General features: G+C 70.6%; 19 protein-coding genes. 7 read left to right on the forward strand and 12 right to left on the reverse strand.

Going from position 1 to position 18,107, the window contains the following annotated elements; all coding sequences use genetic code 11:
• Positions 1-17: 17 nt before the first annotated feature.
• The 4 genes from ACZ4Z4_RS26495 to ACZ4Z4_RS26510 form a co-directional block, all read right to left on the reverse strand.
• Positions 18-1,955: a YncE family protein gene (locus ACZ4Z4_RS26495; protein ID WP_468332178.1), complete on the reverse strand. Its 1,938-nt coding sequence runs from the start codon at positions 1,953-1,955 to the stop codon at positions 18-20.
• A gap of 240 nt (positions 1,956-2,195) precedes the next feature.
• The gene (locus tag ACZ4Z4_RS26500; protein ID WP_468332181.1) at positions 2,196-2,597 is read right to left on the reverse strand and encodes an antibiotic biosynthesis monooxygenase family protein; all 402 of its coding nucleotides are present in this window, start codon (positions 2,595-2,597) and stop codon (positions 2,196-2,198) included.
• Between the two features lie 102 nt (positions 2,598-2,699).
• Positions 2,700-3,122: a hypothetical protein gene (locus ACZ4Z4_RS26505; RefSeq protein WP_468332184.1), complete on the reverse strand. Its 423-nt coding sequence runs from the start codon at positions 3,120-3,122 to the stop codon at positions 2,700-2,702.
• Positions 3,119-3,352 (reverse strand): hypothetical protein, encoded by a 234-nt coding sequence (locus ACZ4Z4_RS26510; protein ID WP_468332187.1) that lies wholly within the window; start codon positions 3,350-3,352, stop codon positions 3,119-3,121. The genes ACZ4Z4_RS26505 and ACZ4Z4_RS26510 overlap by 4 nt, the downstream gene beginning before the upstream one ends.
• A gap of 94 nt (positions 3,353-3,446) precedes the next feature.
• Between ACZ4Z4_RS26510 and ACZ4Z4_RS26515 the strand changes: the two genes are divergently transcribed.
• Complete coding sequence (locus ACZ4Z4_RS26515; RefSeq protein ID WP_468332190.1) at positions 3,447-4,451, forward strand: helix-turn-helix transcriptional regulator; 1,005 nt, start codon at positions 3,447-3,449, stop codon at positions 4,449-4,451.
• Between the two features lie 153 nt (positions 4,452-4,604).
• On the opposite strand, the gene ACZ4Z4_RS26520 is transcribed toward ACZ4Z4_RS26515, so the two are convergent.
• Both ACZ4Z4_RS26520 and ACZ4Z4_RS26525 read right to left on the reverse strand, forming a co-directional pair.
• Positions 4,605-5,051: a glutaredoxin domain-containing protein gene (locus ACZ4Z4_RS26520; protein WP_468332192.1), complete on the reverse strand. Its 447-nt coding sequence runs from the start codon at positions 5,049-5,051 to the stop codon at positions 4,605-4,607.
• A 165-nt stretch (positions 5,052-5,216) separates the two neighbouring features.
• Complete coding sequence (locus ACZ4Z4_RS26525) at positions 5,217-5,612, reverse strand: peptidoglycan-binding domain-containing protein (RefSeq protein ID WP_468332196.1); 396 nt, start codon at positions 5,610-5,612, stop codon at positions 5,217-5,219.
• Positions 5,613-5,841: 229 nt separating this feature from the next.
• Between ACZ4Z4_RS26525 and ACZ4Z4_RS26530 the strand changes: the two genes are divergently transcribed.
• Entirely contained in the window at positions 5,842-6,837 is a 996-nt protein-coding gene (locus ACZ4Z4_RS26530; RefSeq protein ID WP_468332199.1) for an ArsR family transcriptional regulator, read from the forward strand.
• 161 nt (positions 6,838-6,998) lie between these two features.
• A complete protein-coding gene (locus ACZ4Z4_RS26535; RefSeq protein WP_468332202.1) occupies positions 6,999-7,763 on the forward strand; it encodes a hypothetical protein in 765 nt (254 codons plus the stop codon).
• A 76-nt stretch (positions 7,764-7,839) separates the two neighbouring features.
• On the opposite strand, the gene ACZ4Z4_RS26540 is transcribed toward ACZ4Z4_RS26535, so the two are convergent.
• Positions 7,840-8,253 carry a VOC family protein gene (locus ACZ4Z4_RS26540; RefSeq protein ID WP_468332204.1) on the reverse strand — a complete coding sequence of 138 codons (414 nt, stop codon included), beginning with the start codon at positions 8,251-8,253 and terminating at the stop codon, positions 7,840-7,842.
• Positions 8,254-8,451: 198 nt separating this feature from the next.
• Between ACZ4Z4_RS26540 and ACZ4Z4_RS26545 the strand changes: the two genes are divergently transcribed.
• On the forward strand, positions 8,452-8,994 hold the full coding sequence (locus ACZ4Z4_RS26545) for a hypothetical protein (RefSeq protein ID WP_468332207.1): 543 nt from the start codon (positions 8,452-8,454) through the stop codon (positions 8,992-8,994).
• 102 nt (positions 8,995-9,096) lie between these two features.
• On the opposite strand, the gene ACZ4Z4_RS26550 is transcribed toward ACZ4Z4_RS26545, so the two are convergent.
• Positions 9,097-10,026 carry an ArsR/SmtB family transcription factor gene (locus ACZ4Z4_RS26550; protein ID WP_468332210.1) on the reverse strand — a complete coding sequence of 310 codons (930 nt, stop codon included), beginning with the start codon at positions 10,024-10,026 and terminating at the stop codon, positions 9,097-9,099.
• 136 nt (positions 10,027-10,162) lie between these two features.
• On the opposite strand from ACZ4Z4_RS26550, the gene ACZ4Z4_RS26555 reads away from it, so the two are divergent.
• A complete protein-coding gene (locus ACZ4Z4_RS26555) occupies positions 10,163-11,071 on the forward strand; it encodes an aldo/keto reductase (RefSeq protein WP_468332213.1) in 909 nt (302 codons plus the stop codon).
• A 27-nt stretch (positions 11,072-11,098) separates the two neighbouring features.
• Here ACZ4Z4_RS26555 and ACZ4Z4_RS26560 read toward each other — a convergent pair whose 3' ends face one another.
• The 3 genes from ACZ4Z4_RS26560 to ACZ4Z4_RS26570 all read right to left on the reverse strand — a co-directional run bounded on the left by ACZ4Z4_RS26560 (position 11,099) and on the right by ACZ4Z4_RS26570 (position 13,945).
• Entirely contained in the window at positions 11,099-11,959 is an 861-nt protein-coding gene (locus ACZ4Z4_RS26560; protein WP_468332216.1) for an NAD(P)H-binding protein, read from the reverse strand.
• A gap of 246 nt (positions 11,960-12,205) precedes the next feature.
• Positions 12,206-13,252, reverse strand: a complete 1,047-nt coding sequence (locus ACZ4Z4_RS26565) for a methyltransferase (protein ID WP_468332219.1) — start codon at positions 13,250-13,252, stop codon at positions 12,206-12,208.
• Positions 13,253-13,471: 219 nt separating this feature from the next.
• Positions 13,472-13,945 carry a MarR family winged helix-turn-helix transcriptional regulator gene (locus ACZ4Z4_RS26570; protein WP_468332222.1) on the reverse strand — a complete coding sequence of 158 codons (474 nt, stop codon included), beginning with the start codon at positions 13,943-13,945 and terminating at the stop codon, positions 13,472-13,474.
• A gap of 82 nt (positions 13,946-14,027) precedes the next feature.
• Between ACZ4Z4_RS26570 and ACZ4Z4_RS26575 the strand changes: the two genes are divergently transcribed.
• Positions 14,028-14,975, forward strand: coding sequence for a quinone oxidoreductase family protein (locus ACZ4Z4_RS26575; RefSeq protein WP_468332225.1), 948 nt, complete (start codon positions 14,028-14,030; stop codon positions 14,973-14,975).
• A 500-nt stretch (positions 14,976-15,475) separates the two neighbouring features.
• Positions 15,476-16,510 carry a ParB/RepB/Spo0J family partition protein gene (locus ACZ4Z4_RS26580; RefSeq protein WP_468332228.1) on the forward strand — a complete coding sequence of 345 codons (1,035 nt, stop codon included), beginning with the start codon at positions 15,476-15,478 and terminating at the stop codon, positions 16,508-16,510.
• 250 nt (positions 16,511-16,760) lie between these two features.
• Here ACZ4Z4_RS26580 and ACZ4Z4_RS26585 read toward each other — a convergent pair whose 3' ends face one another.
• A complete protein-coding gene (locus tag ACZ4Z4_RS26585; RefSeq protein ID WP_468332230.1) occupies positions 16,761-17,582 on the reverse strand; it encodes an AfsR/SARP family transcriptional regulator in 822 nt (273 codons plus the stop codon).
• Between the last annotated feature and the right edge of the window lie 525 nt (positions 17,583-18,107).

The raw sequence follows: 18,107 nt of genomic DNA on the forward strand, positions 1-18,107 counted from the left end.
CTGGCGGCGTTACACGCTCAGTTGGTCCAGTAAAGGTACTTCCATGCGCCGTGCGTCGTGGAGTTCACGTTGTCGCCGGACGAGCCGTTGACGTAGGTGGAGCGCATGCGTGCCTTGATGCCGGACTGGTCCGGCCCCTCCAGGGTGACGGCCGATGCGCCGCTCGTGCCGATCGGGAAGTACTGCGAGTCGGCAGAGTGCCATCTGCCGCCCGAGCGGACCTGGAGGTCGAAGCGCTGTTTGCGGCCCTTGTAGTAGCTCATGGTCGTGGTGAGGACCGGGTCCGTGCGCTTGTGGAACCAGTAGTAGGTCGTCGAGCCGATCTTCGCCTTCTTGTAGTGCTTGGCCACGGAGGTCGAGATGTTGACCTTGGCGTAGGCCGTGGACTTCGCCGTCTTGGGCGCGGTGCGGGCATCACCCTTGTAGACGGCGGTGACGGTGGTGTCCCGCTTCATGTCGACCGTGGCGGCAAGGTTGCCGGCGGAGTTGACCTTTGCGGTTCTGATCAGCTTGTTGGGCTTGTCGTCACCGTAGGGGTTCGCCCAGATCTCCACCGTGCGGTTCTTGTACGTCGAGCCGAGGTGCGCGGTGAAGGAGACGTCGGCGCCGTAGCCGTAGGTCTTGCCGTTGTTGTTCAGCGTCAGGGTCGCCTTGGTGCGGGAGACCTCGACCTTGTCGGACGCGGTGACGTTGGTGTGCTCGGCGTCGCCCGCGTACGTGACCTGGTACGTCACCTTGCCGCCGGCGGGCGGGGTGTCGGTGAAGCTGAAGGTGCCGTCCGCCTTGACCGTGACGGCGGGCAGCGCCTTGCCGTCGGGGCTCTCCAGGTCGGTGCGGGTGGCCTGGAGCTTGGTGCCGCTGGGCAGCGGCACGGTGGCCGTGATCTTCCCCTGCACGGTGAGCTTCTTGCCGCGGGTGGCGGTCGAGGGGGCGCTCACCGTCAGGGTGGGGGCGTTCAGCGTCGGGTCGGTGAGCACCTTGAGGCGGTAGCCGCCGCCCGCCTCGACGAGCGCGAAGACCCGTGAGGAGTCCGGTGCCCACCGCAGGGCCGCCGTGCCGGCGCTGCCGTTGGAGTACGTGCGGACCGGGCGAGCGGCGTTGGGCCGGTAGACCGCCACCTTGGCGCCGTTGACCTGGGCGACGAGCCCGTTCGGGGCGATGTCGGCGCGCTGCCCTGCGGGGTAGGCGCCCGCGGCCGTGAACTTCCCGTCGGCGTAGGCGTCGCGTTGGGCGCCGTTGACCAGGACCTGGGCGGCGTCGGGCACGAGGTCGATGTCCCCGATGCCGTCGTTCAGCGAGTAGTCGCCCTGGTAGTAGGCGGTCATCCGGGGTGCGTTGCCGGAGACGTCGACGACGGCCATGGAGTCCGAGGACAGGCCGGTCTGGCCGACGGCCAGCAGGCCGGGCGCGGACGGGTCGGTGTCCAGGAGAGCCGGATCGTGGATTCCGGGATGCGCCTGCGGGAACAGGCCGAGCTGCACCGCCGTGGCCGGCTCGGCGGCCGGGTCGACGGAGCCGAGGTCGCCGTCCCACTGGTCGCCGTAGGTGAACCAGACCTTGCCGGCGGCGAAGGCGATGTGGCGCGGGCCCGTGTCGGTGGCGACAGCGTAGCGCGCCTTGATGGCGAGGGTGGCCGCGTCGATGGCCACGATCTCGTTGCTGCCTTCGGCGGCGGCGTACAGGGTGGAGCCGTCCTGGGACAGGGCGAGGCCGGAGACCCCGCTGATGCCGCTGACCGAGCCGGTGAGCGCGCCGGAGTAGTCGGCGGCCAGTACCTTCCCGGCCGTGCGGTCGCCGACGAAGACCCGCTTGAGTCCGCCGTCGGCGACGATGCCGCCGGGCGCTGCGACGACGGCGGTGGCGGCCGTCGCGGGCGCGGCGGTGACGGCGCTCAGGGCCGCCGAACTGAAGAGCACCGCGAGAGCGGTCGCGGTCGAAAGGGTGCGCGTACGCACAGTGTTGTACCCCCACAGAGAATCCCGGTGGATGGCCGGGAGATGAGAGCGCCGCGCGCCACCTCGCACGACCGCTGGAGTGCGGTCAGGGGGAGGGGGTGCGGCTGCTGTGGCGCAGCGTATGGCATGGCGGGGACAAGGGGGGTGGGAGGGGGTTCCCCGGGTGGGTCCCGGGGTGGGTCCCGGGGTGGAGACCGGCCGCGGCGGTGCACGCTTTCGGGGCCTGCCGACGACCCGAAGTCAGCGTGGGCACCCGGGTGGTGCTGGTGCGGCGGAGAACTCGACGGCGACGTCGTAGAGGCCGGGGTGTGGCGTGACCGGTGTGTGCGGGTTCTCGCCCGCGGCTCGTGTGCGTCGGTGGAACTCGGGGTCCGCGCCGGCCCTTTCGTAGGCGTCCAGGCTTTCCCAGTGGGAGACGTTGACGAGCTGGAAGCGGGTCTGCGACGAGTGGGCCCGGTGCAGTCGGGAGTCGAGGAAGCCGGGCTTGGTGCTCATGAGCGCGGCGCGCTGCTCCCACTGTGCGATGAACGCGTCGAGGTGTTCGGCGGCTATGTCGAATACGTTGATGAACGTGACGCACGGGTCCGGTGTGGTCGCCGGTCGGGTCGCCGGTCGGTCGGTGGATGGGGTGTGTGCGGTCATGGGGAGAGAGCTCCGGGGGTGGCGGTGGTGGTGGCGTTGTCCGGCCGGTCGGTCGGCAGGCCGGGCTCGGCGTGGGGTGAGGTGGGGTGGGCAGCGGGTGGGTCAGGTTCTGGCGCGCAGTGCGGTGAGTTGCAGGACGGTGAACACCGTGACGGGGATGGCTTGCAGGATCGTCCACGCCGTGCCGGCCGGGTTGGGCTCCCACCAGTCCAGGGCGAGCGAGGCGACACTCGCCGCCACCCACAGGGCGCCGGTGGCGATGACGAGGCGTACCGGTGCGGTGGGCGGATGAGTGCGGCGGGCCGCCAGAGCGACGCCGACGCCGATCGTCAGCATCAGGGCGCCGCAGGTGAGCACCAGTGTCTCGCCGACGCCCAGGAGCCGGGCGAGAGGGCCGGAGGCGGCGAGGTAGAGCAGCGCGAACGTGATCATTCCGGCCGCGTCGAGGGCGAGGAGGCGGCGCAGCGAGGGAAGGGCGGACCGGTGGCGGTTCGTCGGGGTGGCGTGTGCGGGTGACGGTGTCATGAGGTCTGCGCACCGGTGAGGGCGCCGGGCGTGTGCGGCGGGATGGCGTAGTTGAGGCGGAGCCCGGGAGTGTTGTGGTCGAGGCGGCGTCCAGGAGTGTGGTGATCGAGACGGCGTCCGGGAGTGTGGTGGTCGAGGCGGCAGCCGGTGGCGGCGAAACCCTGCCGGCCGGGCCACAGCGCCGGACCCTTCGTAGGGGCGGTCAAGGCTTCGATGTCGTGTCGCTCCACAGTTTTTCCGCTCCTTCGTCGGTGGCAACGGAAGCGATCCTGAGGGGGTTATATGACATCGGCCGTCATGTTTGGGCCGTCATATTCTGCGCGGGTGAAGTTCGACCGTCTGCTCTCGATCGTGCTGCTGCTCCAGCACCGTGGCCTGGTGCCGGCCAGGGAGCTCGCCGAGCGCCTGGAGGTGTCACAGCGCACCATCTACCGTGACGTGGAAGCCCTGTCGGCGGCCGGTGTGCCGGTGTACGCCGAGCGCGGCAAGGCGGGCGGTATCGGGCTCGTGGAGGGGTTCCGTACCGATGTCACGGGGCTGACCACCGATGAGGCGCGTGCGTTGTTCGTGCTGGCGTCGCAGAGTGCGCACTCGGCGCTCGGCCTCGACCGGGCCCTTGGCTCCGCGCTGCGCAAGGTGATGGCCGCGTTGCCCGCCCCGCACCGCCCGGCGGCCGAGCTGACCAGCCGCCGCATCCTCGTCGAGCCGGATCGCTGGCGTGCCGCGCCCCGCCAGGAGCATGGCCTGGAGGCGCTGTACGCAGCGGTCCTCAGCGACCGCCGGCTGCGGGTGCGCTACCGCCACAGCGGCCAGAGCAAGCTGCGCACTTACACCGTCGATCCGTACGGGTTGGTGGCCAAGGCCGGCACCTGGTACCTGGTCGCGGACCACAGGGGCAGGCCTAGGCTCTTGCGTACCGACAGGCTGTCGCACGTCAATGTCGTCGAGAGCGCGGTGCGCCGCCGGCCCGGCGTGGAGCTGGCCCAGGTCTGGCACGGTCTGCGCCGCGAGGTGGAAGAGCGTGGCGGTGGCGTGCAGATCACTGTCCGGGTGCGCAGGGAGCGGCTGGACATGGTGACCCGTATCGCCGGCGGCCACTTCGCCGGGCCGCCCGTCCCGGAGGCGGCCGGTGGTGAGGAGTGGCTGCGGGTGGAAGTCGTCTATCCGGTCGTGGAGGCGATCCGCCATCTGCTGCAGTTCGGCGCCGACGTCCGGGTCGTGGGGCCTCCCGAGGCCCGGGCGGAGATGGCGTGCGCGGTCGCCGAGCTGGCCGGGGCGTACGGCGCTGACACTGGCCCTGGCCCTGGCCCTGGCCCTGGCCCTGGTTAAACGGTGGTTGGAGGACGGGCGGGCTCGGCTCGCGGTGGCGGTCTGGTGCCGGTCCCTCTCCCCCGACTGCTCGACGTCCTGCAGACCGGCCGGGGAGAAATCGGCTCAGGCTCTGAGCTTGGTCTTGGTGCCTCACGGGGGTGTGGTTGTTGATCACCCGGCAGGGGTGGCTGGGGGAAGCTGGTCGCGCACCCATCGGGGATGGGGGTTGGTGTGCGGGCGGCCCGCCACGATGACGGTCGGCACGGTCTCATCGCCGTCGTTGGCCGCCCTGACCACGGCGGCTGCCGCCGGGTCCCGCCAGATGTCGACCCAGTGCACCCGACGGGCGTCGCGGCCCAGCCGGATGCGCAGCCGTATGCAGTACTTGCAGCCCGGCCGCCACAGGACGACCGGCCGCCCATCGGCCGCGCTGCGGCGCTGCGCCTCCCGCGCACCGGTCGACCGCGGGAAGAGCAGGGGCGAGTTCACGCCCGCGAGCACCAGGAACACCAGCAGCAGTGCCACCGCTGTGCCGGAACTCCCCCTGAGGGCCGCCCCGGTCGCGACGGCGCCGCCACAGAGCACAAACAGCATCGGCGGGATCCAGGCGCGCATCATGGTGACGCAGGCTATCGACAGAGCGGCATGCTCCTGGGACTGGCATGCTCCACAGACCGGCATGCTCCTGGGACTGATATCGATCTGCATTGGGTTGCCCGGAGGAATCGGCTCCCGCTCCCCCGGGCTCCCACGGAATCGTGCGTGACAATCTCTCGTTCCGGATCAGCAGGAACTGGTGCGCAGGGCCCGCCAGGTGTCGGTGCCGACGTCACCGTCGACTGTGATGCGTGCACAGCTCTGTAGCCACCTCACGCCCCTGAGGGTGGCCGGCCCGAAATCGGAATCCTGCTCCAGCCACTCGGGGAAGGCGCTGTAGTAGTTGAGGAGACACTGCACTTCCCAGACCCGGATGTTGGACTGCCCGTACTTGGTGAGCCTTGTGCCGTCGTAGCGGCCGCAGGGCTCCATCGCCGTGGAGGCGGTCGAGGCCGTCGAGGTGGTCGAGGCGGTGGACTGGTCGGCCTGTGCCGCGGCCGGTGACGGAGCGGCGGCGAGGCCGAACAGTACCCCTCCGGACAGGACGAGTGCGGCCAGCGAGCGAGCGTACGCGGACTTCATGCTTCCTCCGATCGTTGCCCCATGCGTGCTTCGCGGCTCAGTGTGGAGCGCTGCTCGCGGCGCCCGACACCTGCGTACGTCTGGACGCAATGTTCCTGGTCAGCGGGCTGCCTCCTCCTGCTGGGGGAACCGAGCCCGAAAAGCATCTGGTACCGGACCCGCCGGGCCCCGGAGCATGAAGTGCAGACCGGCACAGCCAGTCAGCCACGGGGGCACGGGGGCACAGGCCATGCTGAGGATTCACTTCACGGGAGACGACCTGGCACGAACCGTGCTGGCCGACGAACCCGACGCGCTGTGGGAGGTGTCGATCAGTCTGCACCGGCTCCAGCGCCGCGACACCGGGGTGGTCTTCGGGCCGTGGCGTGCCCAGGCCCTGCCGCGCCTCCCCGCGTCGGTTCGGCTGCTGTCCTCGCTGGCCCCGGCCAAGGGCTACTGCCCGGACTTCCTCACACCCGCCCAAGGGGCCCCACGCGCCGCGCAGATGGAGGCGTTCCGCTCCACCGGCCGTGAGACGATCCGCACCGAGCTGGGCGAGTTCCGCCGGCAGAATCCTCATGTGCGGCTGCCGTCGTGGTGCGCCCAGCTCGCGGAGGGTGACGCCGAGACGCTGGGGCGTCTCGCGGACGCCACGGACAGCTACTTCGATGCCTGCCTGACGCCCCACTGGGACCGCATCCGCACGCAGGTGCACCACGACCGGGCGCGTCGCACGGCAGTCCTCGCGGACGGCGGCTGGGAAGTCCTGTTCCGCACCCTGCATCCCACGGCGCGCTGGAGCCATCCGGTGCTGGAACTCGACTATCCGGTGGACCAGGAGATGCATCTGCAAGGGCGCGGCCTGGTCCTGCAACCGTCCTTCTTCTGCCGCTACAACGTCACCAGCCTCTTCAACCCACGGCTGCCGCCCGTCCTGGTCCACCCCATCGACCACGATCTCGACTGGGCGCTGCCCGCTCGCCCCGGAGGCAGGCCGAAGCCCCTCACCATGCTGCTCGGCACCACCCGGGCACGGCTCCTGGGCGCGGCGGCGAACGGTGCGGCCACCACCCGGCAACTGGCCCGCATCACCCACACCACGCCCCCCAACGCCAGCCGGCACCTCACCGCCTTGCGCGAAGCCGCTCTGGTCCGCAGCCTCCGCCACCGCAACACGGTCCTGCACACCGCCACTCCCCTGGGCATCGCCCTGCTCAACGGCCATCAGCCCTCTCTCCCCGCCTGAGGACCGCCGGCCTCGGTCCTTGATGCCCGATCGTGATCCACGGGTGCGCAACCCCGTGTCGACCCCGCCTGTCTGAAAGGCGCCGGAGGAGGGCTTTCCGGCGCCTTCGGTACAGAGACACAGAAGTACAGCGATGCAGAGATGCAGGGATCGGAGATCAAGTGGGCAAGAAGGTCTGGAGAGCTGTCGTGGCCGGTGGCGCCGCGGCGGTGTTCACGGGCGTGGCCGCGGTGCCGGCCGGGGCGGCCGAGGGCGGGGTCTCCTTCACCCGCGTCCAGGTGAACGGCGGCAAGCCGATCGTGATCGGGGTGTCCGAGGAGGTCGCGGTGCCCACCTCCTTCCGGATGACGACCACCCACAAGTGGAAGTGGTCGGCGGTGTTCCTGTACCGCGGCAATACCGATGAACGACTGTGGCACGCCATCGAGACGAGCGACTGCCACGAGGTGAGCAGGGGCGTCTGCGACTTCGACGAGACGATGTACTTCGACCCCAGCGTGTGGGACATGCGCAACAGCGAGGCCGGAGCCTGGAAGGTGGCGGCCGAAGTCGGCTTCAAGGGCGGCGGCGGTGACACGGACGACAAGGGCCTGACCGCCTACGTCAAGCGCAACTCCCGCCTGAGCGTGAACGCCGCGCCCGAGCCGGTGGCCAAGGGCAGGACCATCACCGTGACCGGCAAGGTGACGCGGGCCAACTGGGAGACGAAGAAGTACGGCTCCTACGGAAGCCGCCTGGTGACCTTGCAGTTCAAGCCCAGCGGAGCCACCTCCTACACCACGGTGAAGAAGGTGCGCGCCAACGGCTCGGGGGCTCTCAGAACGACCGTGAAGGCGTCCAAGACGGGCGCGTGGCGCTGGGTGTACTACGGCAACACCACCACCGGGCCGTCGACTTCGGCCGCGGACAACGTCGTGGTGCGGTAAGGACCCTTCCTGCGAGCGAGCCCGTTGCCGCGAGCCCGTTGCCGCGAGCCCGTTGCCGCGAGCCCGTTGCCGCGGCCTACTGGTCGCGCTCGGGCCAGCGGGGGCCCTGATCGGTCCAGGTGACACCCTTGTTGCGGCAGAGGCAGAAGGGGTGGCCGACGGGGTCGGTGTAGACGCGGAAGCCGTAGCCGTCGGGGTCGACGCAGTCCCGCTCCAGGGTCGCACCCAGGGCCAGGACGCGGTGCTGTTCGGCCTCGATGTCGTCGACTTCGAAGTCGAGGTGGAACTGCTTGGGGTGCTCGTTGCCGGGCCACTGCGGGGCGCGGTACTCCTCCACCTTGGTGAAGGCCAGTTCGATCTCGCCGAACCGGATACCGGCCCAGTTCTCGTCACTGCCCTCCTTGACGGGGAGCCCCACCACCTCGGAGTAGAAGGCTGCCAGTTCCATCGTGTCCGGGCAGTCGATGATGAAGTCGGTGAGTCGTAGCATCCCGCGATCTTGCCACAAGCCCCCGCCGGCCCGGCCGGCGTCGCAAGCCGCTTGCTGTGGCGTCCAGTTGGTGCGCGGACCGGGCGCCGCGGAATCCGTCGGCTCACCAACGGCGCCCGCCCATACCCCCGCCCGGCCGGGGTACCCGGCCACTCGGCACGAGAGCACCAGCCCGTTGATTCCAAGGAGGCACCGGCCGTGCACGGCTTAAGGCGCTGGCTCGACCGCAGCCTGTTCGCGCAGGCACTGCTGATCTTCCCGCTGAGCGTGGGGATCATCGCCCTGTTCCGGCCCGACACACATCCCGCGCGCTGGCTGATCCAAGGTGCGATCTACACCGGGGCCGCCGTCGCCGGCCTTGTCTTCCAGCGCCGCGGGATCAGCCGCGCCGTCGGCTCGCACCCCCGCGCGGTCACCGAGCTCAACCGCAGGATCCGGCACCGCGAGGTGCCGAGCGACCCCGCGGAACGGGCGACGATGCGACGTCTGGTCGCCGAACACCAGAGGCGGCTGGAGCGGACAGGGCGGTGGCTGCCGTACTGGCTGGGCGTCATGGGCTTCATCGCGGTGGTCATGCTCGTGCTCGGCACGGCCACCGGCTCGCTGGTCCCCTCGCTCCTCTTCGCTGCCGGTGTGGGCGCGTTCTGCTGCTGGATCCTCTGGATGCGGCGCCGCAACAAGGAGCGCTGCCATTTCATGGCCTCGGCGTTGCGGGAGCGGACGAATCAACCGGTGGGGTGATCCCCCGCATCGCCCCGGGCCCCGGCACCTGCCCGGGCGCGCGCGAGGTCGACGCGGGCCTGTCCGCCCTGCTCGGTGAGCCACGGCCGGTCCGGCGTGCGGTCAGGCGCAGGCCGCTTGGAGGAGGGTTTCGGCTGCGGTGGTGCGGGCGTAGAGGACGGAACGGCCGGCCCGGTGGGCGCTCACCAGGCCCGCGTCGCGCAGTGCGGTGAGACATTGGGACACCCCGGCCGGGGAGAGCCCGGTGCGGTGTGCCAGCTGTGTGGTGGAGGCCGGGATCTCCAGCTCGGTCAGCAGCAGGGTGCGCGAGCGGCCCAGCACGGCGCGGAGGGTGTCGGCCCGTGGGACGGGCCGCGCCTGCCAGAGCGAGCCGACACCGCGTGCCTGATAGGCGAGTTGGGGCGGATCCGGCAGTGTCGTGCGGGTGCGCAGCCTCGGTCCGGTGAAGGCCGAGGGGATCAGCAGCAGTCCCGTGCCCGCCGTCGTGCGGGTCAGTGGCTGCTTGCGGTGGGCCATCCGCAGCGCGTTGCCGTCCCAACTCACGGACGTGTGCAGGTCGTCGAGGAGGTGGCCGGCGCCGTGCTCGGCGGCCAGGCGGGCCCGGTGCAGGATGTCCGCGTCCAGGACCGCCCGGATGCGCGCCCAGTAGGGGGCCAGCGCCAGTTCCCAGTAGGTTTCGAGCTCTTCTGTGACCTTGGCGAGGAGTGCCTGCGGGTCCTGGCGCAGGGCTCGCAGCCGGGGGCCGAGGGTTCCCTGGTGGCGGGCCAGGTGGTCGAGGTCCCGGCGCACTCGGTCGGCGGGCGCGGCCCGGATCGCGGCCCACTCTGCCGCCGGGGCGGGCGCCGGGCCGGTGGGGGCCGGGTTGAGGAAGTCGGGGACGTAACCGCCGCCGGGCGGGACCAGCTCGCCGAGCCAGCCCCGGTCCAGCCCGGCGGCCACCAGACGCGGGCGTACCTGCTCGGCCCAGGCGCGGTGCACCGGATGCGCGGTGCCGGATCGCAGCAGCCGGAAGCTGGGCGCGACCTCCCACATGGGTGAGACCGCGAAACGCACCCGCGCCAGATCGCTCGTCGAGAACGCCAGCTCCGCCAGAACGACCCCTCCTCGATGGATTCACCCATGCCTGAATCAATGGCCGGCCAGCCTACCGTGCGCAGATCATCCCGCCATGACCTCACAGACGATCACCGCGGCGGCATCGGGCACCTGGCAGCTCGGCGACCTGACGGTCCACCGGATCGGGTTCGGCGCGATGCGGCTGCCGCAGCACGGCGAGGCGTTCGCGGCCGATGCCGTACCACGCGACCGCGGCCAGGCGGTCCGTGTGCTGCGCCGGGCCGTCGAGCTCGGCGTGAACCACATCGACACCGCCGCGTTCTACTTCTCACCGCTGCGCTCGGCCAACGAGCTGATCAACCAGGCGCTGGCCCCCTACCCGGACGACCTCGTCATCACCACCAAGGTCGGGCCGGGCCGCGACCCCTCGGGCCAGTGGCTGGCGCACGCCACCCCCGAGCAGCTGCGCGGCCAGGTCGAGGAGAACCTGCGCCAGCTCGGCCGCGACCACCTCGACGTGGTGAACCTGCGCATCGTCGGGACCGACTCGATCGCCGAACGCTTCGGCGCACTCGCCGACCTGCGCGAGGCCGGACTCATCCGTCACCTGGGCCTGTCCAACATCCGCCCCCACCACCTGGCCGAGGCCCAGCGCATCGCGCCGGTGGTCTGCGTCCAGAACATGTACGGCATCGGCGCATCGCCCGAGCAGAAGGAGTTCCTGGACCTGTGCGGTGCACAGCGCATCGCGTTCGTGCCGTTCTACTCGATCGCCGGCACCGGACGCACCGCCGGCGCGAGCACCGAGCACAGCCCGCAGGTGCAGGCCGTCGCCCGTGCCCACGGTGTGAGCGCGGCCCAGATCCGGCTGGCGTGGACGCTGCACCAGGGTTCCCACGTCCTGGCCATCCCCGGCACCGGCGACCTCGACCACCTCGTCCAGAACGTCGCCGCCGGCGCCCTGCGCCTGTCGCAGGAGGAACTCACCGCCCTGGATCCCCTCCACCACGAGACGGCATGAGCAAGGACCGACGCGGCACCGCGGCCTCTACGAGTCCGTCGCGCCCACGGGTCCCCGATCTCCACGAAGGACATCGCCAAGTGCCAGGGGAAGGCAGCCGGTCAGCTGGGTGTAGTCGTTGGAGACGCGGTCCCAGCGCTGTTCGCGCACCGAGGCGAACATGGAGGAGAAGGCGTAGCCCCACCAGGGGTCCAGGCCGGTCGCCGCGGTCTGGGTGTGGAATGTCTCCGGTGGGATGTTTTCGTACGTGACCGGTCTTCCCCATGCCGTCGCCGCGACCGAGGCGATGCCGGCCAGGTCGGTCACGTCCGGGCCGGTGATGTCATGGTGGCGGCCGGTCGGCTCTGCGGTCGCGAGTGCGGTGAGGGCGCGGGCCACGTCGTCACGGGCCACCAGGGAGATCCGGCCGTCCGCAGCCGGGAGGCGCAGCAGCCCGGTCGTGCGGGCCTCGGTGAGCCAGTGCTGGAAGAACTCGATGTAGAGCGCCGCCCTGGCGAACGAGTACGGGATGCCGGAGGCCCGGAGCAGGTCCTCGGTGAGGTGGTTGACCACGGCGTAGCAGAACGGGGATGTGGCGTCGGCGTCGATGCTGCTCAGCGCCGCCACGTGACCGACGCGCTCGGCTGCCGCGGCGGCGACCACGTTGCGGTGGTGCAGCAGCATCCGCGCGTCGGGCCCGTCACTGGAGACGAGGACAAGGGTGTCCACGCCCTTGAACGCCGCGCGCAGCGCGGGCGGATCGGCGTAGTCGGCGACGGCGACCTCCACCCCCGGCGGCACCGCCGCGGTGGGCAGCTTCCGCCTGGTGACCGCTACGACGTCCACGCCGTCCCGGCCCGCGAGCAACTGCACCACCCGCCCGCCCAGGCCTCCCGCTGCCCCCGTCACCGCTATGCGCACCGTTGCCCCCATCGCCTTGCCAGTCGGCGGATGTCACCCTATCCGGCCCTCCTCCCCCCGCCCTTCGAAGCGCGTTCGAGGGCGCGTTCGAGGGCTGTTACAGGTCGCCGTGCCCAGTTCTCCCTGGGTGGCATCGTGTTGGGGTCGAGCCGGTGCGTCCGGGTGTGGGCGGGGCGATGTCCAGCGGCGCGGACTACACGTCGCCCGGTCGGGCCAGGGGTGGGGCGGGCCCGGCTACGCCGCCTTCGCCTCGATGAGGCCGAACCCGTAGGCCTCGTCGATCGGGCGTACCGACACGATCGTGAGTCCCGCCCGGGCGCACAGTTCCTCGAAGTCCTTGCGCGTGCGTTCCCGGCCGCCCGCGCCCACGAGCATATGGAGATCGCTCAGGTAGGTGAGGCCGGCGGTCCGCGGGTCGACGATCTCGGGCAGCACGGGATCCACGATCAGCACCCGCCCGTCGGGGGGCAGCACCTCGCGGCAGTTGCGCAGGATGGTCGCCGCCAGGTCGTCGGACCAGTCGTGCAGCACGCTCTTGATCAGATAGACGTCGGACCCCTCGGGCACCGACTTGAAGAAGTCCCCGGCCACCAGGGTGCACCGGCTCGTGAGGTCGTGCTCCCGCAGCCTCTCGGGGGCCTGGGCGAGTCCCTCCTGCGAGTCGAAGACGACTCCGCTCAGGGCCGGATGCGCGCGGAGCACCGCGGTCAGCAGTGTGCCGTCGCCACCGCCGACGTCGGTGACCTTCGCGAACCGGCCGAAGTCGAAGGCGTGCGGCAGCGCGGCGGCGGTCGCCGCGGTGCCCTGGCTCATCGCGGTGTTGAACTGCGCGGACAGCTCCGGGCGTTCCTTGATGTAGGAGAAGAAGTCCTGGCCGAAGACCGTCTCGAACGTACTGGCACCGGTCCGTATGCCCTGCTCCAGGAGTTCCCAGGGGCGCAGGATCTCGGGGTCGGTGAGCATGCCCACCAGGGCCGCCATGGAGTCGGGGCGGCCCGTGTCGAGCAGGGTGCCCGCGGGCGTGGCCGCGAAGGAACCCGGGGCCCGCTCGGTGAGGAGGCCGAGGCCGGCCAGGGCCCGCAGCAGCCGGTTCATGGCCTGCGGCTGGGCGCCGGCCGCTGCGGCCACCTCGGCGGCCGTACGTTCCTCGTCGCCGATCAGGTCGAACACCTTCAGCCGTGTCGCGACGCGCAGGGTCTGGACCACCATGTTCCCGAAGGCCAGCTGGGCCACGTGCCCTCGGGCCGCCTGCTCGGCTTCCCTGGTGTCCTCGTTCGCCACAGGTGCTCCCCTTCCGCTCCGGCCGGCGCGCGGCCGGCTCTCACCGGCCGGCCGCGCGAGTGGAGTCAGGCTAACCGTCCGACTCACCGGCCACAGTGGGATATTCGGGCACAAACGACTCCCGGATTTGGGCCCGTCAGCCGGCTCCGTCAGTCGGGTCCGTCAGTCGGGTCCGTCCTCGTGCGCTCGACTGTCTTCCCGGGCATGCGCGGCGAGTTGCTACTCGCCCCCTGGGGCGGTCTCGGCGCAGGGCTCTTCCTGCTCGACGATCCGGGAGAGGAGAGCCATGAGCTGGGTTCGCTCGGCAGGGGTCAAGGCGGCGGTCAGCTCGTCGTTCGCCTCACGGCCCAGTTTCTCCGTTTGCAGCAGGCGCCGTTTTCCGCTCGGCGAAAGGGAGATGGCGTTCTTGCGGCGGTCCCTGGTGTCCGGCGCGCGGGTCACCAGGCCGTCGTTCTGGAGGTCGTTGAGGATCGTGACCATGTCCTTGGGGTCGATGTTCAGGCTGCGGCCCAGCTCGGCCTGCGATACGGGACCCAATTCGGCGACGGCCGACAGGACGGCATGGTGCATCATCCGCATGCCCGCCTGAGCGAGGGCCTCGGCGACGAGTCGGTGCCCCCGGGCCGCGGCACGGCCCAGGAGCCAGCTGGGCAGGGAGCGGATACGGGCGGGAGCGCGGGGGGTCTCGGGCATGGAGCCAGAGTAGCCAGAAAATCATTGGGGGCCCCTACGATTCCTCGTTATCGTTGGGTCCCCCAATGATCTGGAGGTGTGTATGCGGCGTGTCCGGTTCTACGAGCACGGCGGTCCGGAAGTGCTCCGTGTCGAAGACGCGGAGGCCCCCGAGCCCGGCCCGGGGGAACTGCTGGTCCGCACGGAAGCCATCGGCGTGACCCTTCCCTCCGTGCGCAAGGTGCGCGGAGAAGGCGGAGAAGACGCCAGGGCGCCGCTGCCGGGCGTCCTTGGAGGCGAGGTCGCCGGGACGGTGATCGCGCTCGGTCCGGACGTGAGGGATTTCGAGGTCGGCCACCGCGTCACGTCGCTCACTTTCCGCGGCGGCTCGTACTCCGAACTCGCCATCGCCCCCGGCTTCATGGCGAGCCGCATACCGGAGGGGGCGACCGCCGTCCAGGCCGTCGCGCTGATGCGCAGTGGACATGTCGCCTTCGCCGCCCTCGCCACGGCCCGCCCTCTTGCGAGCGAGTCGGTCCTGATCACGGGCGCCGCGAGCGGAGTGGGACATCTCGCGGTCCAACTGGCCAAGCTCCAGGGCATCGGACGGGTCGTCGCGGCCGTGAGTTCGCACACCAAGGCGGAGTTCCTGCGCGGTCTGGGCGCCGACGAGGTCGTGACCTATGACAGCGAAGACTGGGGGGAGCCGGTCGACGTGGTCCTGGACGGAGTCGGCGGAGAGCTGCTCCCGCGCGCCGTCTCGGCCCTTGCACCCGGCGGGCGGCTCGTCTTCTTCAACTCGGGCGGCGGCACCGTGCCGGCCTTCGACCTCCTGGCAGGGTCGAAAACCATCACCGGGCTCACCATGGCGAGGTTTGCCGGCACGCAGCGCGAGCTCTACGACCGGCACGGCGAGCAGTTGTGGAAGCTGACCCTGTCCGGACAGTTGCAGCCGGCCGTCCACGCCCGCATTCCGCTGGCCGACGCGGCACGAGCACACGAGATCATCGAAGCCCGCGCCAACCTCGGCAAGGTCGTCCTGCTGCCCTGACAGCGAAGCCGAGGCGCGTCGGGAAACGCGTGGCCTCTGCGGCCGGGAGGCCCCCACAGCCCCGCGGCCTCGTCGCAGTCGGAGCCCCCACCCCGCTTCGCGGTTCACAAACACGTACGCCGGAGATCGACTCTCGGGGTGGGCGTCACATGGCTGAATGTGTGGGGGCGCGACGGGCGGGCGGCGGGAGGGAAGGCGCGGGGTGCGGGGGCCGGGCGCAGAGGCGGGGGCCCGGGGTGGTGCGGCGGGGGCGGGTCGGGCGGGTCGGCGCTGCTCCCGGGCGTGTTGAGGGGCGGGGCGGGGTGGCGGACGAGGGGCGTGGGCGGGGCGTCCCGCGGGCGTTCCGGCGGGTGCGCGGGGGCTCTGCCGCCACAGGCGTTCTCCGGAAAAAAGGGGCATAACGCAATTGCATGAAATCCCGGAAGAGTTCTCTGTTCATGGCGGAATCTCATGATACTCTCGCCGCGTTATGCGCTTCGGTCCGGGGGAGGAGAAGCAGCGTGATGATCGGAATGCCAGGGGAGACCACCCCTGGGGGGGAACTTCCTAAAGATCAGTTCTGCCGGCCCGTCGGGCCCGGCCACTCGACCGAAGTTTCCGCTTCAATCACCCAGATTCCGATCCACCTGCTCCGCGACGCGGATTCCCCTCGTCTCGGCGGTGTCGACCAGGATCATGTGCGCACGCTGGCTTCCTGCCCCGATAAACTTCCGCCGATCATCGTGCACCGTTCGACCATGAAGGTCATCGACGGAATGCACCGGCTGCACGTGGCGCGGCTGAACGGCCGGGAAACCATTGAGGTCCGCTTCTTCGAGGGATCGAACCGTGAAGCGTTCCTCTTGGCCGTCGAGCTGAACTTGAAGCACGGCCTCGCCCTTTCCCTCTCCGACCGCAAGAAGTCGGCGATGAAGATCCTGGAGAGTTTCCCCGAGTGGTCGGACCGGGCGGTCGCCGTGAAGACCGGGCTTTCCGGGAAGACCGTCGGGGTGTTACGCCGGAAATTCGCGGGACAGATCGCCCAGGCCCCCTTGAGGGTCGGGCGCGACGGCCGGGTCCGGCCGCTCAATTCCCATAAGGGGCGGCAGAAAACCGTCGGAATTCCGGACCAGGAGCCGGACATCGTCCTGCGGAAGACCCGGGAGGCCGCCGAGACGGCGGGCATGTCCGTGCCCGCGGCCCGGGACGCGCAGAAACGGTTGTGCAGGGAGGAAGGGCCACCGTCCGGCGCCGCGGCGAAGCCTCGGGTGCCGCAGGGCGCTTTCGAGGCGATGGGTGTGCTCGTCGACACCCTCGCCCAGCTCGAGTCGCTGAAGCGGGACCCCGCCCTGAAGTACAGCAACGACGGGCGGGAGATGATCCGCTGGCTGGAGGCCCGCATCATCCGCAAGACCGATCCCGGTCTGGTGCTGCAAGCTCCGCCGCATCAGGCGCGGAAGATCGCCGCGCTGGCCCGTGCGTGCGCGGCGCAGTGGAACTGCATAGCGATGCGCATGGAGCTCGTCTGCGACGAGTGTTCGCCGGCTTCCCCCTAGGGCCCGCGGGACCCGGGCCGCCCGCCCGTGCCCGTCGGCGTGGGCGCCGGCTCCCGAACTGAGGAAATTCCGCAGTCGGTTCGCCCGTGCGGGCCGCAGTCGGTTCGCCCGTGCGGGCCGCCCCTGCGGTGTTGGGTGGCTGGTCGGCGGCATCTCCCCCGCGGAGAACGTCCTCCCCGGGGGCCTGCCGATGCCGCCGACGGCGCTGCTTGCCCGGCCCGTTCAGCTCGCGTAGCGGTCGCCGGGCCGCTCAGCTCGCGTAGCGGTCGAACGTGGACGAGGGCCGGGGGCCTGCGATCACGTCCAGGCGCGGGTCGACCGTGAGGATCGCCTGATGAAGCCGCTGCAACTGCGGCGACGGCTCCACCCCCAGGTCCTCGATCAGGCGGGCCCGCAGGCTCTGGTAGACGTCCAGGGCCGAGGCCTGCCGGCCCGAGCGGTACAGCGCCACCATCGCCTGGGAGTGCAGGCCCTCGTGCCGGGGGTGCCGTGCGATCAGGTCGCTCAGCTCCGCGAGGAACTCACAGTGCCGGCCCAGGCGCAGCTCGGCGTCGATCCGCCGCTCCAGGGTGACCAGGCGGCTCTCCTCCAGGCGGGTGGCCTCGATCTCCAGCACGCAGCCCATCCGCACGTCGACCAGTGCGGCCCCGTCCCACAGGTCCAGGGCGCGCCGGAAGAGGGTGGCCGCCGCCTGGTCGTCGCCGCTGTCGAAGGCGCGCTGTCCGGCGGCCACCAGGCGTTCGTAGCCGTGGACGTCGACCTGTTCGGGCGGGATCTGGAGGAGATATCCGCCGTACCGGGTGACCAGGACGTCCTTGGCGCTGCGCGGGGCGTCGGGCCCCATGGCCGTGCCGAGGCGCCGGCGCAGCTGGAGGATGTACGTCTGGAGGGTCGTCATGGCGCTCGCGGGCAGGTCGACTCCCCAGATCTCCTCCATGAGTGTCGAGATCGGCACGACCCGCCTCGGGTAGAGGGCCAGAAGTGCCAGGATCTGCCGGGGCTTGCTTGCGGTTGGCACAACACTCACACCATTAACATCGGCACCAAGCGGGCCGAGGACCTTTACCCTCACAGATTCCTCCTAGAATCCGGCGGCTTCGCGTTTGCGAGCCGGCACCGAATCTGATCTGCAGCGCATGTGCATGGGGCATGGCAGACTTCACAGCCTCTCTCTGCTCACCGATCCGTGGGGTACGTCAGCCGCTGATGCGGCCCGGATCCGCAGATACTCCACCGCTTTTCAGGTATCCCGCTGATGTGGCTTTCGCCGTTGTCCACCGATAGCTCACGGGCCAGCGGAATTGTGTCGACTCATTGGCGGGTGCGGCAAGTGCTTCCCTGGGGGAAGGGTGAGGCGGTCCCGGCTGAAGCGGAGGTAATACCTCCGCTGTCCTTCCGTACCTGGGGTCTCCCCTGCCGTGCGCGCGTGTAATAAGGTCTGCGGGATTGTGCCCTGTCCGCCGCGGCGGACGGAGTGGCGTCCGAGGCGGCGCCATGTCCGCATTCACGCATTCCTGCGCCCGCGCCTGCCGGCGGAGTTCCGATAATCGCGTGAGAGCGCTCCAGGACCGCAGAATGCGCTTTCTCCCCCATGGGT

Source organism: Streptomyces sp. NPDC030245, from assembly GCF_055572995.1.